Source organism: Novosphingobium sp. Sphag1I (assembly GCF_056279125.1).
In genome coordinates, this window is sequence record NZ_JBWBQS010000020.1 from 37,059 (window position 1) to 56,054 (window position 18,996).

Below are 18,996 nucleotides of genomic sequence, written 5' to 3' on the forward strand. Positions count from 1 at the left end.
GTTTAGCGGATGGGCCGGGCTTTTCAACGGCAATGCGACAGGGGCGGCAACAGATCAGCAATTATGGGAAACGCGACAGGCCCATAGCCCGCGCGTAAAGCGCTCGATAACGATCGACCATGGTCTTTTCATCATATTCCGCCTCGGCCAGCGCCCGATTCGCGTCGCCCACCGATTTGCGCAACGACGCGTCCCCGGCCAAACGGGCCAGATTGGCCGCAAAGCCTGCCTCATCCCCCGCCGGGGCGATAAAGGGCCGATTGGCGTCCGAAAGCATGGGCACCACGTCCCCGACATTCGGGCTGACCACGGCAAGGCCCGCCGCCATGGCTTCGACCACGCTGATCGGGAACTGCTCGCTGTCCGATGACAGGGCAAACAGGTCGAACAGGCCAACAACCTTGGCCGGATCGCCAATATGGCCGGGCAAATGGACCCGGTGGGCGATGTCCAGACGCAGCGCTTCTTCGCGGATCACCTCGCGTTCGGGGCCGTCGCCGACGATCACCAATTGCCACGGTTCCGGCAGGCCCGCAAAAGCGCGAACCAGCCGCGGCAGGTTCTTGACCGGACGCAGCCCGGCCAGCGTACCCAGCCAGAGTTCTCCCTGACGTTTGATCACGCGGGGCAAAGCGTCGGGACGCGGTTTGGCGGTATAGGCGGCGGTGCGGATACCATTAGGGATGCGATGCACCTTGGCCTTTGGCTGTTGCCAAATGTCGAGGGCGATTCTTTCCAGATTTTGCGAACAGACCACAAGGCCACTGGCCCGTCCCAAGGCAATGCGACGATACCAGTTACGGCTGGTTTTCAGGCCGCCCGCTTCGTCCTGATTAAAGCCGTCCTCGTGATGGACCAGCGGCGGCAGTTTCAGGATCTGGGCAAACAGAGTATGGGCCAAAACCGCATCCATCGCGCCGAAATTATAGGTCAGCACCAGATCGTAATCCGCCATGGCCGACGCCAGCGCGATCAATCGCTTGGGCGTGGGCTTGCCCTGTAGCGAGGGGAAATCATGGCCCGCCTGCCAACGCACACCCGGCATGATGCGGCGGGTCGCCTCCATCGCATCGGGCATGGCCGACACGATCGTATGCGACGCCCCCGCGCCAAAGGCGTTGATCAGTTGGACACAACGAAGTTCCTTGCCGCCTTGGTTAAAGCTGGAATGCAAATGCAGGATACGCAACGGATTCTTGCTCATGCCTGCTGCGCCACCCGATCCAGCAAACGTTCGATGGCCTGCACCGCTTCGGGCTCATCCAAAGTCGGCGCGTGGCCCACCCGGCGCACGCTGACCGCAACGGCATCGGGGACACGGCGCGCCATTTCGCCCAGTGTTTCGGTCGAAAGCAGGTCCGACAATTCGCCGCGCAACAACAACAAGGGCCGCCCCGCCAGTGCCATATATCCGGGCCAAAGATCGACACCTGCCTCGCCGCCGGGACGGTCAAATGGTTCGGCAATTTTCATGTCGTAATCATAAACGATGCGGCCATTCTGCCCGACGGTCATCACCCGCTTGGCCATGGCCAGCCATTGGTGGACATCGTAATCGGGGAAGGAACCGCCCTGTTCTTCCTCCAATGCGCGGGCGGCGTGCATCCATGTGGGAAAACTGCGCCCCTGCCCCACGTAATCGCGGATACGGGCAAGGCCCGAAGGTTCGATCACCGGGCCGATATCGTTCAATACCGCGCCCGCGATCCGCTTTGCATCGATCATGGCAAACAACATCGCCATCAATCCGCCCAGAGAGGTGCCGACCACGACAAAGCGGTCAATCTTCAGCTCATCAAACAGGGCGTTGACGTCCTGAACATATTGCATCGGATTATAAGTGGCCGAATTTTTGGCATATTGCGAATCACCGCGCCCGCGCATGTCGGGGCACAGGACGCGCCATTCCCCCGCTATCCGCCCCGCAAGGCCGTCAAAATCGCGCGCATTGCGGGTCAACCCCGGCAAACAGACCACCACCGGACGGTCATCCAGCCCCGCATAATCACGATAATGCAAACGCAGCCCATCCGGACTTTGCCAGTATTGGTCAGTATACGTGCTCATGGCCTTGCAGGCGCTTCCCTTATCGCAATTTTGCAGGGCGTGGCTTGCGCTTGGCCCTATACAGGCCCACTTATTGCCCCATGCGCCATGAACCGCAAGCGAATGCCTACGCCCCCGACCCGCAAATCCTCGCTCTGGCCTCCTGGCTGGGTGATCCGGTTGCGCCCGCCGACTTTCCCTCGACCACTTTGCGCTGGCGAAATGACCGCTGGGCGCGGACGGTGGGGCTGGACGCATGGGATGATGCGGAATGGGTAAGGCATTTTGGGCGATTCGCGCCCTTGGCCGATAATTTGCCGCAACCGCTGGCGTTGCGTTACCATGGGCATCAATTCGGCGTGTATAATCCGGAACTGGGCGATGGGCGCGGATTTCTGTTTGCTCAATTGCGGGACGGCGATGGCCGCCTGCTCGATCTGGGCACCAAGGGTTCGGGGCAAACGCCGTGGAGCAGGCAGGGCGATGGGCGCCTGACGCTTAAAGGGGCGGTGCGCGAAATTCTGGCGACCGAGATGCTCGAAGCCTTGGGCGCCAACACCAGCAAGACATTTAGCGTGGTGGAAACCGGCGAATCCCTCTGGCGTGGTGATGAACCATCGCCCACACGATCCGCAGTGATGGTACGCCTGAGCCATGGCCACATCCGCATCGGAACGTTTCAACGCCTGTTGGTGCTGGAGGATGCACAATCCATGGCCCAATTGGTCGATTATGCATTGAGCCAGTTTCCCGGCCCCTTGCCGCCTGCAGGCGCGCCCGGCGCAGAGCAACCCGCGATCATACTGCTGCATCAGGTGATCGAGCGATTGGCCGATATGGCGGCATCCTATGTGGCCGCCGGATTTGTGCATGGGGTGCTCAACACCGATAATATGAATATTACGGGCGAAAGTTTCGACTATGGCCCATGGCGCTGGCTGCCGCGATGGGATGCGGATTTTACCGCCGCCTATTTCGACCATGCGGGACGCTATCGCTTTGGCAAGCAAGCCGAAGCGATCCGGTGGAATTGCGGACAACTGGCCGTCGCTCTGCGCCTGCTGGTCGATGATACCGCGCCGCTGATTGCCGCGCTGGATCGCTTCGATCCGCTGTATCAGGCCGCCTTGGCGCGGCGTGTTCTGTGGCGCATGGGCCTTAAACCGCTGGGCGATGATCGTGATGCGATGATGCTGGCTGCGGCCGGACAGCATATGCGCGAGGAACAGTTGGCCCCCGACACGTTCTTTCACATGTTCCGAGGCGCACCGTGCGAAGCCACCAGCTCGTTGCGCAGCGGTTCCCCTCTGGCCGCAGCATTGGCGTCCTTTGAACCCGTGCCCGATGCGCGCGATCATTGCGTCTGGCAGGATGTGCCGCCCGACAACCATATTGAAACGGTCGAAAACCTCTGGATGGCGATTGACCGGGATGATGACTGGACGCCGCTCTATCGCCATGTCGATGCGATCCGCGCGCTGGGCGATGCCTTGGGGCAGCCACCAATTCCAGCCGGACACATTGACGGATCAAACACTTAGGCCTTTCGCGGGGATGTAATTAAGGGTTTGCTAACCTCGTTCCCCTAGAATTTTGGCAATCTGGCGGACTGTTTCCGCCCAACACAACAATTTGGATAGAGCGTTTTGTCAGCCATCGCCCTTGCCCCCCATGTCGATGACACGCCAGATCCGGTGATCTCGCGCGATCCGGCAACGGGCGAGGTGTTGATGCAAATCGCCCCTACCGATCTCGAAACGCAGATTTCTGCGGCGCGCGCCGCCTATGCTGGCTGGGCATGCCAACCGCTCTCGGCGCGGGTGGATGCGGTCCGCCGTTTGACCAGCGCTTTGCGCCAGCGGTCACAGGAATTTGCCGAGGCCATTGCCCACGATACCGGCCGCCCCCTTTGGGACTGTTTTTCCGAGGTTGAAAGTGCGCTGGCACGGGTGGATGGTTGCGTTCGCGCCTATGCCGACCGATGCGCCCACCGCCGACAGGAAGGCGGCGCCAATGGCGCGGTTGCCGTTCGGCATAAGCCGATGGGTGTTCTGGCGGTCATCACATCTTTCTGCCAGCCGATGCTGACCCCTCTGGCGCATATTGCCCCGGCCATTCTGGCGGGCAATGCCGTTGTGTTCAAACCATCCAGCCGCGCCCTGCCTACGGCCTTGCTGATCGAGGATTGCGTCAAGCGCGCCGGTTTGGCCAACAACATCCTTCAGGTTGCCGTGGCCCAGAGTGATGCCGCTCTGGCGTTGGCGCTGCACGACGGCATCGACGGTGTTTTCTTTTCCGGATCAACGCAGGTGGGGCAAACCCTGGCCCGCAAAATCGCCGGGCGTCCGGGCAAGCTGCTTTCGCTGGATTTGGGCGGCAACAATGCCATCGTGGTTTGGGATACGCCCCAGATCGAAGATGCTGCAATGATGGTGGTGCAATCGGCCTTTACCGCATCGGGCCAGCGGGCAAGCTGCGCAAGGCGGTTGATCGTGCGCGATACTATGGCCGAACCCTTGCTGGCCGAGATCAAACGTCTGGCCGACCGGATCATTTGTGGATCGCCGTGGGATGAAACAACGCCATTCATGGGGCCGTTGATCGACAATCGCGCGGTGGATGGACTGGTGCAAAGCTTCATCTGGTTGATGTCGAATGGTGGGCGCCCGGTCAAACATATGGCTCGCCTTCACCAACGCCTGCCCTTTGTCAGCCCGGCCATCATTGACGTGACCGACATGCGCGAAAGGCCCGATGTCGAATTGCTGGGCCCGTTGCTTCAAGTCATTAGGGTTTCAGATTTCGATTCCGCCATCGCACAGGCCAATGCCACGCGTTACGGGCTGGTATCCGCGCTGATCGGCGGGACACAGGAGGAATACAATCGCTTCTGGGCAAATGTTCGAACCGGCCTGACACATTGGAACCGGCCAACCATCACTGAATTGCCCGGTGTGCCATCGGGAGGCATTGGACTGTCCGGCAATTTTCGTCCCGGCGGCTATTACGAAGCCGATTCCTGCGCATATCCGGTCAGTTCGGCCGAAATGGACCACCCGCGGGCGATGATCGGCACCGGTTTTGCCCCCGAAGTCTAAGACCAAATTTGACACTTGTCTGATTTGATCACCGATTTCGGGATGCGTTGATCCGTTTCTTGCGCCATGGAGCGCAGCGAAAGGATTGAAAATGACACAGACAGAGCCACAAACCCGCAATGACGGCATGCCCTATGCGATTGCCGCCTATCTGATCTGGGGTTTGCTGCCGCTCTATCTGCGTCAGGTCCATGATGTTCCCCCGTTTGAATTTGTCGGCTGGCGAACCTTGTTCACACTTCCCGCCTGCGCTCTGGCGATTATCGTGCTGCGTCAGGGCGGCGCGCTTCGCATGGCGCTGAAAGATCGGCGCAAGTTGCTGGCTCTGACGGCTTCGGCGCTGCTGATCGGGGCCAACTGGACCACCTATGTCGTGATGATCCAGCAGGGGCACATTTTTGCCGCCAGTCTTGGCTATTACATCAACCCTTTGATGAACGTCGTTCTGGGCACATTCCTGTTGGACGAGAAGTTGAACCGCGCCCAATGGGTGGCCGTGGCCCTTGCAGCGATCGGCGTTGTCATTCTGGCCTCTGGCGCGGCGGAAACGCTGGGGTGGAGTCTGGCGCTGGCCGCAACTTTTTCCGGCTATGGATTGGTGCGCAAGAAGGCCCCGGTGCCGGCCTTGCCCGGCCTATCGATTGAAGCGGGCATTCTGGCGGTGCCCGCTGTGGCTATGATCGCCTTTGGCCATGGGCCGCAGGGCATCACACTGGGCAAGAGCATTAGCCATGACACGCTGGTCGCTATGTCGGGGGTGGTGACGGCGGTTCCGCTGGTGCTATTCGCCATGGCGGCGCAGAGGATGAATTATTCCATCCTCGGCTTTGTTCAGTTTCTGGCCCCCACTCTCGTGTTTTTTCAGGGACTCTTGCTGTTCCACGAACCGCTTCAATCGGCCCAATTGGCCAGCTTTTTGCTGATCTGGATGGCGTTGGCCGTGTTCAGCTGGGACATGTGGCGCCGCCGCTGATCCACGCAAAGAAAAGGGGCGGCGACCAATTCGGCCCCGCCCCGCTTTCCCTAAAAGTTCAGCCTAAGATCAGGCCGCTTCTTCCTTGCCCTTGTGAACGCGGACCGGTTCCTTGCGGCCTTCGACCACATCCTTGTCCACCACCACTTCGGCAATGTCGGTCTCGGTCGGCAGATCAAACATCGTGTCGAGCAGCAGCCCTTCAACGATCGAACGCAGACCGCGCGCACCGGTCTTACGCTCAATGGCCTTCTTGGCGATGGCTTCAAGAGCATCGTCGGTAAAGGTCAGCTTGACGTTTTCCAGATCGAACAGCTTGGCATACTGTTTGATCAGCGCATTCTTGGGCTCGCGCAGGATCTGCACCAGCGCCGGAATGTCGAGATCATTGAGCGTGGCGATCACCGGCAAACGACCAATGAATTCGGGGATCAGACCGAACTTCTGAAGATCTTCCGGCTCTGCCTTTTGCAGCAGTTCGCCCACCTTGCGCTTTTCCGGGTCGGCGACATGCGCGCCAAAACCGATCGAACGCTTTTGCAGGCGGTCGGCAATGATCTTTTCCAGACCCGCAAATGCGCCGCCGCAGATGAACAGGATGTTCGTCGTGTCCACCTGCAGGAATTCCTGCTGCGGATGCTTGCGCCCACCCTGCGGCGGAACCGACGCGGTCGTGCCTTCCATCAGCTTGAGCAGAGCCTGCTGAACGCCTTCACCCGACACGTCGCGCGTGATCGAGGGGTTTTCGGCCTTGCGGCTGATCTTGTCGATTTCGTCGATATAGACGATGCCCTGCTGGGCCTTTTCGACATTATAGTCGCTGGCCTGAAGCAGCTTGAGGATGATGTTTTCAACGTCCTCGCCCACATAACCGGCTTCGGTCAGCGTGGTGGCGTCGGCCATGGTGAAAGGCACATCAAACGTCTTGGCCAAGGTCTGAGCCAACAGCGTCTTACCCGAACCGGTGGGGCCCACCAGCAGGATGTTCGACTTCGACAGTTCAACGTCGCCGCCCTTGCCGCTGTGCTTCAAACGCTTGTAATGGTTATGCACCGCCACCGACAGCACACGCTTGGCGCGGTCCTGGCCGATCACATAATCGTTCAGCGTTTCAAAAATTTCGCGCGGACTGACCACGCCGCCATCGCGCTTGCCCGCAATGCCACCCTTGGTTTCTTCGCGGATGATGTCATTGCAAAGTTCAACGCATTCATCGCAGATGAACACGGTCGGCCCCGCGATCAGCTTGCGCACCTCGTGCTGGCTCTTACCGCAAAAGCTGCAATACAGAGTGCTCTTGGCGTCGGATCCGCTCAGTTTCGTCATGCTTTTTCCCAAATGGCCCGCGTGGAGCCTGACAATTGTGCCAACCTAGCCACGCAGGCGCCAAATTCAATACCCTCGATGGCCACCATCCCAAGCTGAAACACTGTGGCCACCAAAGGTTCCATCATCAGCCGGCGGCTCCGTCGGCATCAGGACGGCGCTCAAACACCTTGTCAATCAAACCAAACTTAAGCGCTTCATCCGCCTCAAGGAAGGTATCACGGTCCATCGCCGCTTCGATTTCTTCAAGGCTCTTGCCCGTGAACTTGACGTAAAGATTGTTCATGCGCGCACGAATGCGCAGGATTTCGCGGGCCTGAATCTCAATATCGGAGGCCATACCCTGCGCGCCGCCGCTCGGCTGGTGGATCATGATCCGCGCGTTGGGCAAAGCGATTCGCTGGCCCGGTTCACCCGCGGCCAGCAGGAAGCTGCCCATCGAGCAGGCCTGGCCGATGCACACGGTCGACACCTTGGGCTTGATATATTGCATCGTGTCATAGATCGACAGACCAGCCGTCACCACGCCGCCGGGCGAGTTGATGTACATGCTGATGTCCTTGGTCGGATTTTCCGATTCGAGGAACAAAAGCTGGGCCACGATCACGCTGGCCATGTGATCTTCGATCTGACCAGTCACGAAAATGATGCGTTCGCGCAGCAGGCGCGAATAGATGTCAAAGCTGCGCTCGCCCCGGCTGGACTGTTCCACCACCACGGGGATCAACGCGCCCGTCACGGGATCAACACTGAATTTGCCCTGAGCATCGTTGCGTCCGAACAGATCGATCATGAAATTTCCTCTTTGTCTGCCACACCTATGTCGCGTCTCATGCCGCAATGTTCAAGTGGCTTAACTCCTCCCTGAACCATCATCGCCTGCTTTTGGGTTAATCCGGGCATCGAGGTCTGGCCCTTGCCGCAAAGTTTTTCGCGCCATTTTGACCTTCTTGCCACAGATCAAGTTTGACGGCGGCTCTGGATATTATATGCATTGCATACAAAATGCCGAGACAAGCGGCACGATCCGGAGAGGAAAAACATGGCTCATTTCCCTGATACCCGCAGCTTTACAGGCATTTTGCGCCCGATCCGGCTCGAATGCGATATTCTCGACATGGAGATCGAAGGCGAAATCCCGGAATCGATGAACGGCACGTTTCACCGCGTACATCCCGACTCGCAATTTCCACCGAAATTTGCAGATGATCAGTTTTTCAACGGCGATGGGATGGTCAGCCTGTTTCGTTTTCGCGGCGGAAAGGTCGATTTCAAACAACGCTATGCCCATACGGATAAATTCAAACTGGAACGCGCGGCGGGCCGCGCCCTGTTCGGCGCCTATCGCAATCCGCTGACCGATGATGACGCGGTAAAAGGTCAGATCCGCTCGACCACCAACACCAATGTCATGGTCCACGCTGGCAAACTCTACGCGATGAAAGAAGATGGTCCCTGCCTGGTCATGGACCCTTTAAGCCTTGAAACCGAAGGCTTTACCTTTTTCGACGGCAGGTTGAAAAACCAGACCTTTTCCGCCCATGGCAAGATTGATCCGGTGACCGGCAATTTCTGCAACTTTGGCTATGCTGCCACTGGCTTGCTGACCCGCGACTGCTCGTTCTTCGAAATCGATCCGCAGGGCAATGTCCTCTACGAGACTTTCTTCGAAGCCCCTTATTACTGCATGATGCATGACTATGCGATCACAGAGCATTATGCCGTGTTTCACATCGTGCCATCGACCGGCAATTGGGATCGTCTAAAAGCGGGATTGCCACATTTCGGATTCGACACCACACTGCCGGTCTATCTTGGCATATTGCCCCGCGGCCCCGGCGTTACGGGCAAAGACATCCGCTGGTTCAAGGCACCAAAGACGATCTTTGCCAGCCATGTGATGAATGCGTTCGAGGACGGCACCAAAATCCATTTCGACACGCCCGAAGCGGTGGGCAATTGCTTCCCCTTCTTTCCAGACATTCATGGTGCGCCGTTCGACCCGATGGCCGCACGGCCGTTCCTGACCCGCTGGACGGTCGACCTCGCCTCCAAATCGGATGAGTTTCTCAAGGTCGAACAGCTCTCTAACTGGATCGACGAATTCCCCCGCATCGACGAACGCTATGTCGGCCAGCCCTACCGCCACGGCTATATGCTGGTGATGGACCCGGAAATGCCGGTGGATTTCCCCGGCGCACGCGCCTCTGGTTTCCGCATGAACCGAATCGGCCATATCGACCATGCCACCGGCAAGCAGGACAGTTGGTGGGCCGGGCCGCATTGCATGATTCAGGAACCCTGCTTCGTACCCCGCAGCCCGGATTCACCGGAAGGAGACGGCTGGATTATCGCCGTGGTCGACAATCTGGTAACCAACTATTCCGATCTGGTCGTGCTGGACGCGCAAAGGCTTGAGGAAGGGCCAGTAGGCCGTGCCATGCTGCCCTTCCGCCTGAAATCGGGCCTGCATGGGAATTGGTGCGATGATCGCAAATATGCCTCTTTTGCCTGAGGCGTAAAAGAGAAGGCCCGCCTCCCCATCGGGAAGCGGGCCTTGCTCAAAAGGCGGAAGCCAGCAGCTTATTCAGCGGCGGGTTCTTCAACAGCCTTCTTCTTGGCCGAAGCCTTCTTCTTGGGAGCGGCTTCAGCAGCTTCCTCGCCTTCAGCAGCAGCCTTCTTCTTGGGCGCAGCCTTCTTCTTGGCGGCAGGCTTTTCGTCGTGGTCATGGTCGCAATCCGGACCATGGACGTGGCCGGTTTCGCCTTCTTCGGCTTCGATCGCGGCCTGCAGCTCTTCCTTGGTCACTTCACGCGTCGTGACTTCGGCCTTATCGAACAGGAAGTCGACGACCTTTTCTTCATAGAGCGGCGCGCGGAGCTGCGCGGCGACCATCGGTTCGGCCTGAACGTATTCGACGAAACGCTGGCGGTCTTCCGGGCGATACTGCTGCGCGGCCTGCGACACCAGCATCTGGAATTCCTGAGCCGTGATTTCCACGCCGTTGGCCTGGCCGATTTCCGACAGCAGGAGGCCGAGGCGCACGCGGCGCACGGCGATCTTGCGATAGTCTTCCTTCTCGGCTTCGATTTCGGCCAGAGCAGCCGCAGGATCTTCCTCGCGAGCCGCTTCCTGGGTCAGCTGTTCCCAGATCTGGTTGAATTCGGCTTCGACCATGCTGGGCGGCACGTCGAAATCGGCGCCATCGGCCAGGATGTCGAGCAACTGGCGCTTCATCTGGGTGCGGGTCTGACCTTCGGTCTCGCCTTCCAGCTGACCGCGCAGCAGGCCCTTGAGCTGATCCAGATCGGTCAGGCCCAGGCTCTTGGCGAATTCGTCGTCGATCACGGTTTCACCGGCAACCTTCACCGACTTGACGGTGATGTCAAAGGTGGCTTCCTTGCCGGCGAGGTGAGCGGCCTGATATTCTTCAGGGAAGGTCACGGTGATGACCTTTTCGTCGCCAACCTTGGCGCCGACCAGCTGTTCTTCAAAGCCGGGGATGAAACGGCCAGCGCCGATTTCCAGCGCCGCGTCTTCAGCCTTGCCGCCGTCGAATTCAACGCCGTCCAGTTTGCCAACGAAGTCGATGATCAGCTGGTCGCCGGTTTCGGCTTCCTTGCCTTCTTCGGCGTCGTTGAAACGCTTGGCCGACGAAGCGATGCGCGTGACGGCTTCGTCAACGGCTTCGTCCTTGACGGGAACGACCAGCTTTTCCAGCTTCAGACCCGACAGGTCGGGAGCAGTGATGACAGGCAACACTTCGAGGCTGACAGTCAGCGTGGCGTCCTTGCCTTCTTCATAGCCTTCGCCCAGCGCGACGTCAGGCTGGGTGGCGGGGCGCAGAGCATTGTCAGCGACCAGCTTGTCCAGCGCTTCGCGGATGGTCTGCGAAAGAACGTCCTGATGGACCTGCGCTCCAAAGCGCTTCTTCACGAGATTCGCGGGCACCTTGCCGGGGCGGAAACCGGGCAACTGCACCTGCGGGGCGATCTTCACCACCTCGCTCTCGATCTTTTCGGCGATGACGCCAGCCGGGATCGTCACGCTATAGCCGCGCTTCAGACCCTCATTGGTGGTTTCGACAATCTGCATGATAATTCAATGCCTTCCCAACTCGCAACTGTCGCTTGCACGGGGAGGAAGACTGGTGCGGGCGAAGGGACTCGAACCCCCACATCTTACGATACTGGTACCTAAAACCAGCGCGTCTACCAATTCCGCCACGCCCGCATGAAGACGAAGCTACGTCAAATTCAGATGGGGGGCCTTAGAGAGATTGCGCCAAAAGGGCAAGCATCCAAACGCACATCATGCGCAATGCTGCGCATGATGGCCGAGATTGACCGCCATACCCCCAGTTTCCGCGATTTTTAACCTTGCAGAAAAGATCGAGCAACGCAGGAGGCCTAGCTACATTCAAGGCCCGAAACAAAACAACCGACGGGCCGCAATCGCAGGAGAAAATCATGAGCCTTTTGTTCTTGGCGGCCGCCATGGCGTCATCGGCCGTGCATTCAGAAACCATCACCTATCGAGAGCAACCCATTGATCTGCATTATAGTGCGAGTGTCGTGATCAACACGCAGCCCAAAGGGGTTCATGCTCCCTTGAGAGGCATGGAGCGCAGCTGTCATTGGAACGCCAAGCTTATTATTGAACGGCGGATTGGCGCGTCCGCCTCGCCGCTACGCCGCCTGCCCGTTGCCAAACAGGTCAGCGGGACCGCCCACGGCCCATGCCATTCCGACAGTTCGCAGGTAAAGCGCGCAGCCGATCAAGCACTGGGTGATCTGTCATTGGCGCTGCGCGAAGCGGCCCGTCACGACAGCACCCTTGCTCTGGCCGAACTAGAGGCGGCCCATTCACGGGCCACACTCTGAATTCCGCCTATACCGCCAGCCAGCGCGCCAGTACCATCAGCCATGACCGGGACTGGCTCAACTGGCTGGTTGCGGCGCGCTCGGTCATACCGGCTTCGCATTCCAGACAATAGGCCTGGGCCCCGCGCACAGCCAGCAAGCGCTGCGCCCCGACCAAGGCCGATGCAAGACGCGCACGCTGACGCTGGGTGACCATGCCGACCCAGTCAACGGCGGCATCATCATCCGATTCGTTGGTCTGTCCGCTAAACTGACGCAGAATTTCGTCGACGGGCGAGCTTTCATCGCCAAGCCAGACCGCATGCCATGCACCATCCTTGATACCGGCCCGCGCCGCCGCATCGGCCATAGCTGCATCAATCCCGCCAAAACTGTCGACCAATCCAATCTGCCGCGCGGTTCCGCCATCCCACACCCGACCCTGCGCAATACGATCCACGTCTTCAGGCGTCTTTTTACGCGCCGCAGCGACAAGACTCAAAAAGCGACCATAGCCTGATTCAATATTGGCCTGCAAAATCTGCTCAATCTCCGGCGTCAATCCGGTCAACACATCGGGCTGTCCGGCAAGCGGCCCTGTGCGGACCCCATCCCCCTTGACGCCCCAACCTTCCAAAGCGCGTTCGAAGCTGGGGATCACGGCGAAAATGCCAATGGAACCGGTGATCGTGCCGGGCTGTGCGTAAATTTTGGCGCCAGAGGTCGAAACCCAATAGCCACCGCTGGCCGCCACATTGGCCATCGAGATCACAACCGGAACACCTCGCGCCTTTTGACGCAGGATGGCCGCACGAATGGCCTCCGAACCCGTCACCGAACCGCCGGGCGAATCCACCCGCACTACCAAAGCGGCCAGCTTCTTTGACGAGGCGCCATCGATCAGCTTGGCAAGCCGTTCACCGCCTGCGCTGCCCGGTCCAGCCTTGCCGTCGGTGATTGAACCCGCGACGGTGACGACGCCAATAGCTCGACCGTCGCTCTTTGCGGGATGCCCCGCCAACCATGCCGCCATCGTTGTGTGGGCAAAAGTACCGGGCGCAGGCACTTCATCGCCCGACTTATCCTCGCCCGCGATCTTGGCAATGGCATCGCCCCATTCGGCGCGTGTGCCGATCTTGTCCACCAAACCCGCCGCCAGCGAAGCCTTGGCCGCATCCCCGCCCGAGGCCTTGAACCAACCGACCGGGTCAGCCACAACCTTATCCACCTGCGCCTTGGGCCGCGCCTTCAACACATTCTCGCGCCATTGAGCAAAAATCGTGTCGAGCAAAGCCTTGCGCGCCTCACGCGATGGCTCGGACATCGAATCGCGAATATAGGGTTCGACGAAATCCTTGTACGTCCCCACGCGGAACACATGGGCCGAGATTTTCAGCCGTTCCAGCAACTTGGCAAAATAGAGGTTTTGTCCGCCCAACCCCTCGACATAGGCGCCGCCCAAAGGGTCGATCCAGATTTCGCTGGCATGGGATGCGATCAACAGGCCCCGATCACCCAGCATCGTGCCATAGACCAGCACCGGCTTCTTGGCCTTGCGCACAGCATCCATCGCATCGCCAATTTCAACGGCATGGACAAAGCCCGCCCCGCCAAACTTGCTCATGTCGATGGCGACCGCCTTGATTTTCTCATCCCCGGCCGCCCCGAGCAGAGCGCGAATCACGTCTCTTTCGCGGATTTCCGGATCACCGGCATTACCGGACAACACAGATTGCAGATCGGTCTTCTGCAATTCCTCAACCACCGCGCCCTTCATATCGATCAGCAACGCGCCTTCGCGCAATTGCGGAGACGCGGGCCGCGCCGACAGCACAGCATAGAGCGCGCCGAAAAACAGCAGAAGGAGAGCAAGCACCAGCCCATCCTTGATAGCAACAAGCAGGCGCCATACCGATTTCGCAAAAGCCATGTCTTCTCCGTATCCTTGATCGCCACTCTACGAAGGATTTGGCCAACAGAGAAGTGGACAATCATCCGTTTCCTCTTGAGTGCGCGGCCCCACAGGTTTAGGGCGCTCTCTTCAATGACATCAGCAAACTCATCCAGCCAGAGCCGCTACCCTGCGGGCTCTCTGGCCTTCCCGCACCGTGGGCTGCTGGGCCTTGCCGGCCTCGCCCCGCATGAAATCCTGTTTCTGCTGGACGAGGCGGAACAATGGGTGGAATTGAACCGCCAACCTACCAAGCGGGTCGATCACCTGCGCGGGCTGACGATCATCAACGCGTTTTATGAAAACTCGACGCGTACGCTTTTGTCCTTTGAAATCGCGGGCAAGCGCCTTGGCGCCGATGTGGTCAACATGTCGGTGGGCCAATCCAGCGTCAAAAAAGGCGAGACGCTGATTGATACGGCGATGACGCTGAATGCCATGCGCGCCGATGCGATTGTGATCCGCCATGCATCGTCGGGCGCGGTTCGGTTGATCGCGGAAAAGGTCGATTGCCCGGTTCTGAACGCGGGCGATGGTCAGCATGAACACCCCACGCAAGGCCTGCTGGACGCCTTGACCATCAAGCGGGCCAAGGGTGAATTTGTCGGCCTCAAGATCGTGATCTGCGGCGATATTCTGCACAGCCGCGTGGCGCGGTCGAACATTCTGGCACTGACGGCGCTGGGTGCCAATGTCCGCGTTTGCGCGCCGCCAGCGCTGATGCCTGCCGATATCGAACAGATGCGCGTGACGCCCTATTATGACTTTGACGCCGCGTTGAAAGATGCCGACGTTGTGATGATGCTCCGCCTGCAGAACGAACGCATGACGGGCCAATTCATCCCCTCGCCGCGCGAATATCGCCATCTTTACGGCCTGTCGCTGGACCGTCTGGCGCGGGCGGCGGGCGATGCCATTGTCATGCATCCCGGCCCGATGAACCGCGGTGTGGAAATCGACTCCAACGTGGCTGATCTGCCCGGGCGCAGTCTGATCACCACGCAGGTCGAAATGGGCGTGGCAATGCGCATGGCCTGTTTGGAAGTTCTGACGCGAAAAGCTCGTAAACTGGAGGGTTGGGCATGAAACAGGATGCTCTGACCATCACCAACGGCCTGATCATCACGCGTGAGGGCGAACCTGTTGCGGGCGGCATCCGTTGCGACGGCGACCGCATTGTGGCCATCGGCGCCGATGTCGTGCCACAGGAAGGCGACCGGATCGAGGATGCGCGCGGCAAGTTGATCACGCCGGGTCTTGTCGATCTGGGCGTCTTTGCCATCGACAAGCCAGCGCTTCATTTCGGCGGGATCACGCGCGCGGCGCTGATGCCGGATCAGAACCCGCCGCTTGATCGCCCATCGACCGTTCGTTACGCGGCGCAAAGCGGCAAGCCGGGCCTGTGGGTTCACCCGCTGGCCGCCGCCACGCGGGGGCTGGATGGATCGGACATGGCGGAAATCGCGATGATGCGCGATGCCGGGGCCAAGGCCGTTGCCACCGGACGTCACTGGATCGCCGATTCGGGCACGATGCTGCGTCTGCTGCGCTATTGCGCGATGCTGGGCATGACGGTGATTGCCCATGCCGAAGATAGCGGCCTGACCGGCAATGCCGTGGCGACCGCCAGCGAAATGGCAACGCGTCTGGGCCTGCCCTCCGCCCCGGTTGAGGCAGAGGCTCTGGCAGTGGCCCGCGACATTGCCTTGGCCGAGATGGCCGGGGCCAAGCTGCATTTCCGTCAGATCACGACACGCGGTGCGCTGGACTTGATCCGCGCGGCGCAAAAGCGCGGCGTAGCGGTGACCGCCGGCGTCACCCCGGCGCATTTCATGCTGTCGGACACGGCCTTGGCGGATTTCCGTACCTTTTGCCGTTTTTCGCCGCCGCTGCGTCGTGAAGATGACCGCAAGGCCGTGATCGAGGCGATTGGCGATGGCACGATCAGCGTCATTTCCAGCGGCCACGATCCGCGTGGCCCGGAAGACAAGCGCCTGCCCTTTGCAGATGCCGAACCGGGCATGGCGGGGGCCGAAACGCTCTTGCCGCTGACCATGAATCTGGTGCGCGATGAAGTCATCGATCTGTCAACCGCCTTCCGCCTTCTGGCCACCAATCCGGCGCAATTGCTCGGCGTTGACGCGGGCGAATTGGCCGTCGGCCTTCAGGCGGACATTGCCATCATCGACGCAGACCGCCCCTGGATCGTCTCCTCGGCCAAAATGGCCGCGGCCGCAGGCAACACTCCGTTCGACGGGCAAGGCGTCCAAGGCCGCGTCATCGCCCTGTGGAAGGGCGGCATGAAAGTCGGCTAAGCGGCAATTTCAGCCAGTCTGGCCCCCAAGGCGTCACAGGCGTCGGACGGGGCCAGACGGACCTGAAGACCGCGTTGACCGCCATTGATATAGATCGTTTCCCAATCCTGCGCGCTGGCATCCAGCACGACAGCGACCTTGCGCGTCTGGCCAAAGGGGCTGATCCCGCCGATCTTGTAACCGGTTATGCGTTCGGCATCGGCAGGTTTCATCATGACCGCCTGTTTAACACCCAAGGCAGCTGCGGCCTTTTTCATCGCCACCTCTCGATCGCTGGGCGCGATCACGCAGGCGGGCTTTCCATCGGCCAGAACCATCAAAGTCTTGAAAACACGGCCCGCCGGTTCACCCAATGCCTGTGCAGCGGCCTGCCCGATGCTGTCGGCGGCGGGATCATAATCATAGGTGTGCAGCGTAAATTGCACCCCTGCCTTATCAAGAAATTGCGTTGCGCGGGTAGCCTTGGCCATGAAAAACCTCCGTGGCCGATGCCTTTACGCATACCGCAAGCGCTTGCCCAGACGCTAAAATTCGCTCCAGTCATCGCCGACCGCGCGGGCATAGGGCACCGGCGCAGGTAAGCGCTGCGTGGTTGTGGCAACCTGCGGCGCGCGTTGGACCGCCGATTGACGGCGGAAGGGTACCGGGTCTTCGCTCTGCTGGCTGCGCGCCGAACGGTTGCGGGTTCGAAAGGCCGAAACCAATTGGGCCAGTTTTTCCGCTTCTTGCGACAGGTTCCGTGTGGAAGCCGTCGATTGTTCCACCATAGCCGCGTTTTGCTGTGTCATCCGATCCATGTCGCCCACTGCTTCATTGACGATACAGATATTGGTCGCCTGCTTTTGTGAGCTTTCGGCAATTTCCTCGATCAGGCCGCTGATTTCAGCGACCTTGGCAACGATGGCCTGCAATCTTTCCCCGGTTCGCCCGACCAGATCAACGCCTGTTTCCACCTGTGTCGAGGAATTCTGGATCAAGGATTTGATGTCACGCGCCGCATCGGCGGTACGCTGCGCCAAGGCGCGAACTTCGCTGGCCACAACGGCAAAACCGCGCCCCGCCTCGCCTGCTCTTGCCGCCTCAACGCCGGCGTTGAGAGCGAGGAGGTTTGTCTGAAAAGCGATGCTGTCGATGACGTTGATGATTTGGGCGATCTGTTGCGAGGACTGCTCGATGGCCGCCATGGCATCCACGGCTTGTGCCACCACATCGCCACCATCGCTGGCCTGACGATGCGCCTCCTGCGTCGTTTCGCGCACGGCCGCAGCGGTTCGAGCAGAGGCCTGTACGGTATTGGAAACCTCGCGCAGGGAGGCTGCGGTTTCCTCAAGGCTGGCCGCCTGTGTCTCATTTCGGCGGGCCAGATCATCGGCGGCGGCCTGAATTTCCTTGACCGAGCGCATGACACCGCCTGCGCCAACGCGAACCGTTCCGATAGCCTCCATCAATGACGAGATTGAGTGGTTATAATTTTCCCGCAAACCTTCGTATTCCGCCGGGAACGGATCGGGCAAGCGATGCTCCAGATCGCGCGCGGCCAATTTGGTCAACGCCCCGCTCAAGGCATCAACAACCTGCTTCTGTTCAATCTGGGCTTTCTTTTGGGCGATACCGACCTGACGGAATACCTCCATTGATTGCGCCATGATGCCGATTTCATCGGACCTTTCGCGCCCCTCCGCCTCAAACGAATAGTCACCCTGAGCCATCCGCTCCATGGCCTGCGCTGTAGTGTTGAGCGGCGAAACAATCGATTCGTCGATGAAGCGGCGGGCGAATTGAATGCCCGCCAAGAGCGCCGCCATCATCAAACCCACCACGATCAGCGCAATGGTTACCATCGGATCATCAAACCGACGCTCGCTGGTGCGAAAGTCGCTCGACATTTTGACCAGTTGCAGGATGGCCTCATGCTGCTTGGCATAAGCGGGCGACAATTCTTCATCATAGATGCGCCGCATCGCCGCCACATCACCAGCCTTGGCCGCAGGCGCGAATTTCGTGTTCAGCGAGAGCCAGAATGCATCAGCATATCCTTGGCTTTGCTTGAGAATATCGAACTGTTCGGGTGGAATTGGAGCCGTTTGCCAATAATCCTTACGGGCCAGATAGTCCTTTTCCAGGGATTTTAGATTTTGCAGATGAAGGTCAGCCTGTTCAGGGTGTAACGTCGCCAGAGAAGCTTCGAGGCAAGGTTCGACGACATAGGCGGGCGGCGGCAGGATATCGGCAAGCAATTCATCCTGAAGCGTATATTTCTTGGAAATCGGACCGCCGTAGCGGATTTGATAGATCACCAACGCCGATACAAAAATGGCCAGTGTAACCATGCCAATGATCAGGCGGCTGCCGATTCTCGCCTTGTCACTGATCATTTCGCCCCAACCCTTATTGCTTCATTTATTCTACTACTAGCAACAAGTGG

Annotated in this window: 16 protein-coding genes and 1 tRNA gene; 7 read left to right on the plus strand and 10 right to left on the minus strand. The window is 59.5% G+C overall.

Going from position 1 to position 18,996, the window contains the following annotated elements:
* Window positions 1–61: 61 nt before the first annotated feature.
* Together ACZ9HU_RS19090 and ACZ9HU_RS19095 are read right to left on the minus strand one after the other, a co-directional pair.
* On the minus strand, window positions 62–1,204 hold the full coding sequence (locus ACZ9HU_RS19090) for a glycosyltransferase family 4 protein (RefSeq protein WP_476107343.1): 1,143 nt from the start codon (window positions 1,202–1,204) through the stop codon (window positions 62–64).
* Window positions 1,201–2,067, minus strand: a complete 867-nt coding sequence (locus ACZ9HU_RS19095) for an alpha/beta fold hydrolase (RefSeq protein WP_476107344.1) — start codon at window positions 2,065–2,067, stop codon at window positions 1,201–1,203. The genes ACZ9HU_RS19090 and ACZ9HU_RS19095 overlap by 4 nt, the downstream gene beginning before the upstream one ends.
* 80 nt (window positions 2,068–2,147) lie before the next feature.
* On the opposite strand from ACZ9HU_RS19095, the gene ACZ9HU_RS19100 reads away from it, so the two are divergent.
* From ACZ9HU_RS19100 to rarD, 3 genes are all read left to right on the plus strand, one after another.
* Window positions 2,148–3,587, plus strand: a complete 1,440-nt coding sequence (locus ACZ9HU_RS19100; RefSeq protein WP_476107345.1) for a protein adenylyltransferase SelO family protein — start codon at window positions 2,148–2,150, stop codon at window positions 3,585–3,587.
* Window positions 3,588–3,692: 105 nt separating this feature from the next.
* The gene (locus ACZ9HU_RS19105) at window positions 3,693–5,144 is read left to right on the plus strand and encodes an aldehyde dehydrogenase family protein (RefSeq protein WP_476107346.1); all 1,452 of its coding nucleotides are present in this window, start codon (window positions 3,693–3,695) and stop codon (window positions 5,142–5,144) included.
* Between the two features lie 91 nt (window positions 5,145–5,235).
* Complete coding sequence (gene rarD / locus ACZ9HU_RS19110) at window positions 5,236–6,117, plus strand: EamA family transporter RarD (RefSeq protein ID WP_476107347.1); 882 nt, start codon at window positions 5,236–5,238, stop codon at window positions 6,115–6,117.
* 69 nt (window positions 6,118–6,186) lie between these two features.
* On the opposite strand, the gene clpX is transcribed toward rarD, so the two are convergent.
* The 3 genes from clpX to clpP are packed head-to-tail and all read right to left on the minus strand — an operon-like array spanning window position 6,187 to window position 8,236.
* Window positions 6,187–7,443 carry an ATP-dependent Clp protease ATP-binding subunit ClpX gene (gene clpX / locus ACZ9HU_RS19115; RefSeq protein WP_476107348.1) on the minus strand — a complete coding sequence of 419 codons (1,257 nt, stop codon included), beginning with the start codon at window positions 7,441–7,443 and terminating at the stop codon, window positions 6,187–6,189.
* The gene (locus ACZ9HU_RS19120) at window positions 7,440–7,571 is read right to left on the minus strand and encodes a hypothetical protein (protein WP_476107349.1); all 132 of its coding nucleotides are present in this window, start codon (window positions 7,569–7,571) and stop codon (window positions 7,440–7,442) included. The genes clpX and ACZ9HU_RS19120 overlap by 4 nt, the downstream gene beginning before the upstream one ends.
* Window positions 7,571–8,236 carry an ATP-dependent Clp endopeptidase proteolytic subunit ClpP gene (gene clpP / locus ACZ9HU_RS19125; protein WP_273616975.1) on the minus strand — a complete coding sequence of 222 codons (666 nt, stop codon included), beginning with the start codon at window positions 8,234–8,236 and terminating at the stop codon, window positions 7,571–7,573. Before clpP ends, ACZ9HU_RS19120 begins: the two co-directional genes overlap by 1 nt.
* Window positions 8,237–8,485: 249 nt before the next feature.
* On the opposite strand from clpP, the gene ACZ9HU_RS19130 reads away from it, so the two are divergent.
* Entirely contained in the window at window positions 8,486–9,958 is a 1,473-nt protein-coding gene (locus ACZ9HU_RS19130) for a carotenoid oxygenase family protein (protein WP_476107350.1), read from the plus strand.
* Between the two features lie 68 nt (window positions 9,959–10,026).
* On the opposite strand, the gene tig is transcribed toward ACZ9HU_RS19130, so the two are convergent.
* Together tig and ACZ9HU_RS19140 are read right to left on the minus strand one after the other, a co-directional pair.
* Complete coding sequence (gene tig, locus ACZ9HU_RS19135) at window positions 10,027–11,538, minus strand: trigger factor (RefSeq protein WP_476107351.1); 1,512 nt, start codon at window positions 11,536–11,538, stop codon at window positions 10,027–10,029.
* Window positions 11,539–11,591: 53 nt separating this feature from the next.
* Window positions 11,592–11,676: transfer RNA gene (locus ACZ9HU_RS19140), tRNA-Leu, on the minus strand.
* A 236-nt stretch (window positions 11,677–11,912) separates the two neighbouring features.
* Between ACZ9HU_RS19140 and ACZ9HU_RS19145 the strand changes: the two genes are divergently transcribed.
* Complete coding sequence (locus ACZ9HU_RS19145; protein WP_476107352.1) at window positions 11,913–12,326, plus strand: hypothetical protein; 414 nt, start codon at window positions 11,913–11,915, stop codon at window positions 12,324–12,326.
* A 7-nt stretch (window positions 12,327–12,333) separates the two neighbouring features.
* Here the strand turns inward: ACZ9HU_RS19145 and sppA are convergent, their stop codons facing one another.
* A complete protein-coding gene (gene sppA, locus ACZ9HU_RS19150; RefSeq protein ID WP_476107353.1) occupies window positions 12,334–14,235 on the minus strand; it encodes a signal peptide peptidase SppA in 1,902 nt (633 codons plus the stop codon).
* A gap of 114 nt (window positions 14,236–14,349) precedes the next feature.
* Here sppA and ACZ9HU_RS19155 point away from each other — a divergent pair, with 114 nt between their 5' ends.
* A complete protein-coding gene (locus ACZ9HU_RS19155; protein ID WP_476107354.1) occupies window positions 14,350–15,342 on the plus strand; it encodes an aspartate carbamoyltransferase catalytic subunit in 993 nt (330 codons plus the stop codon).
* Window positions 15,339–16,571 carry a dihydroorotase gene (locus ACZ9HU_RS19160; protein ID WP_476107355.1) on the plus strand — a complete coding sequence of 411 codons (1,233 nt, stop codon included), beginning with the start codon at window positions 15,339–15,341 and terminating at the stop codon, window positions 16,569–16,571. Before ACZ9HU_RS19155 ends, ACZ9HU_RS19160 begins: the two co-directional genes overlap by 4 nt.
* On the opposite strand, the gene ybaK is transcribed toward ACZ9HU_RS19160, so the two are convergent.
* Together ybaK and ACZ9HU_RS19170 are read right to left on the minus strand one after the other, a co-directional pair.
* Window positions 16,568–17,041, minus strand: coding sequence for a Cys-tRNA(Pro) deacylase (gene ybaK, locus ACZ9HU_RS19165; RefSeq protein ID WP_476107357.1), 474 nt, complete (start codon window positions 17,039–17,041; stop codon window positions 16,568–16,570). The genes ACZ9HU_RS19160 and ybaK overlap by 4 nt on opposite strands.
* A gap of 54 nt (window positions 17,042–17,095) precedes the next feature.
* On the minus strand, window positions 17,096–18,946 hold the full coding sequence (locus tag ACZ9HU_RS19170) for a methyl-accepting chemotaxis protein (RefSeq protein WP_476107359.1): 1,851 nt from the start codon (window positions 18,944–18,946) through the stop codon (window positions 17,096–17,098).
* Window positions 18,947–18,996 lie beyond the last annotated feature (50 nt).

Excerpts from the sequence above, each read along its gene's own strand:
- ACZ9HU_RS19090 (WP_476107343.1), bottom strand. The coding sequence starts at position 1,204 with ATGAGCAAGAATCCGTTGCGTATCCTGCATTTGCATTCCAGCTTTAAC.
- ACZ9HU_RS19095 (WP_476107344.1), bottom strand. The coding sequence starts at position 2,067 with ATGAGCACGTATACTGACCAATACTGGCAAAGTCCGGATGGGCTGCGT.
- ACZ9HU_RS19100 (WP_476107345.1), top strand. The coding sequence starts at position 2,148 with ATGCGCCATGAACCGCAAGCGAATGCCTACGCCCCCGACCCGCAAATC.
- rarD (WP_476107347.1), top strand. The coding sequence starts at position 5,236 with ATGACACAGACAGAGCCACAAACCCGCAATGACGGCATGCCCTATGCG.
- clpX (WP_476107348.1), bottom strand. The coding sequence starts at position 7,443 with ATGACGAAACTGAGCGGATCCGACGCCAAGAGCACTCTGTATTGCAGC.
- ACZ9HU_RS19120 (WP_476107349.1), bottom strand. The coding sequence starts at position 7,571 with ATGATGGAACCTTTGGTGGCCACAGTGTTTCAGCTTGGGATGGTGGCC.
- clpP (WP_273616975.1), bottom strand. The coding sequence starts at position 8,236 with ATGATCGATCTGTTCGGACGCAACGATGCTCAGGGCAAATTCAGTGTT.
- ACZ9HU_RS19130 (WP_476107350.1), top strand. The coding sequence starts at position 8,486 with ATGGCTCATTTCCCTGATACCCGCAGCTTTACAGGCATTTTGCGCCCG.
- tig (WP_476107351.1), bottom strand. The coding sequence starts at position 11,538 with ATGCAGATTGTCGAAACCACCAATGAGGGTCTGAAGCGCGGCTATAGC.
- ACZ9HU_RS19145 (WP_476107352.1), top strand. The coding sequence starts at position 11,913 with ATGAGCCTTTTGTTCTTGGCGGCCGCCATGGCGTCATCGGCCGTGCAT.
- sppA (WP_476107353.1), bottom strand. The coding sequence starts at position 14,235 with ATGGCTTTTGCGAAATCGGTATGGCGCCTGCTTGTTGCTATCAAGGAT.
- ACZ9HU_RS19155 (WP_476107354.1), top strand. The coding sequence starts at position 14,350 with ATGACATCAGCAAACTCATCCAGCCAGAGCCGCTACCCTGCGGGCTCT.
- ACZ9HU_RS19160 (WP_476107355.1), top strand. The coding sequence starts at position 15,339 with ATGAAACAGGATGCTCTGACCATCACCAACGGCCTGATCATCACGCGT.
- ybaK (WP_476107357.1), bottom strand. The coding sequence starts at position 17,041 with ATGGCCAAGGCTACCCGCGCAACGCAATTTCTTGATAAGGCAGGGGTG.
- ACZ9HU_RS19170 (WP_476107359.1), bottom strand. The coding sequence starts at position 18,946 with ATGATCAGTGACAAGGCGAGAATCGGCAGCCGCCTGATCATTGGCATG.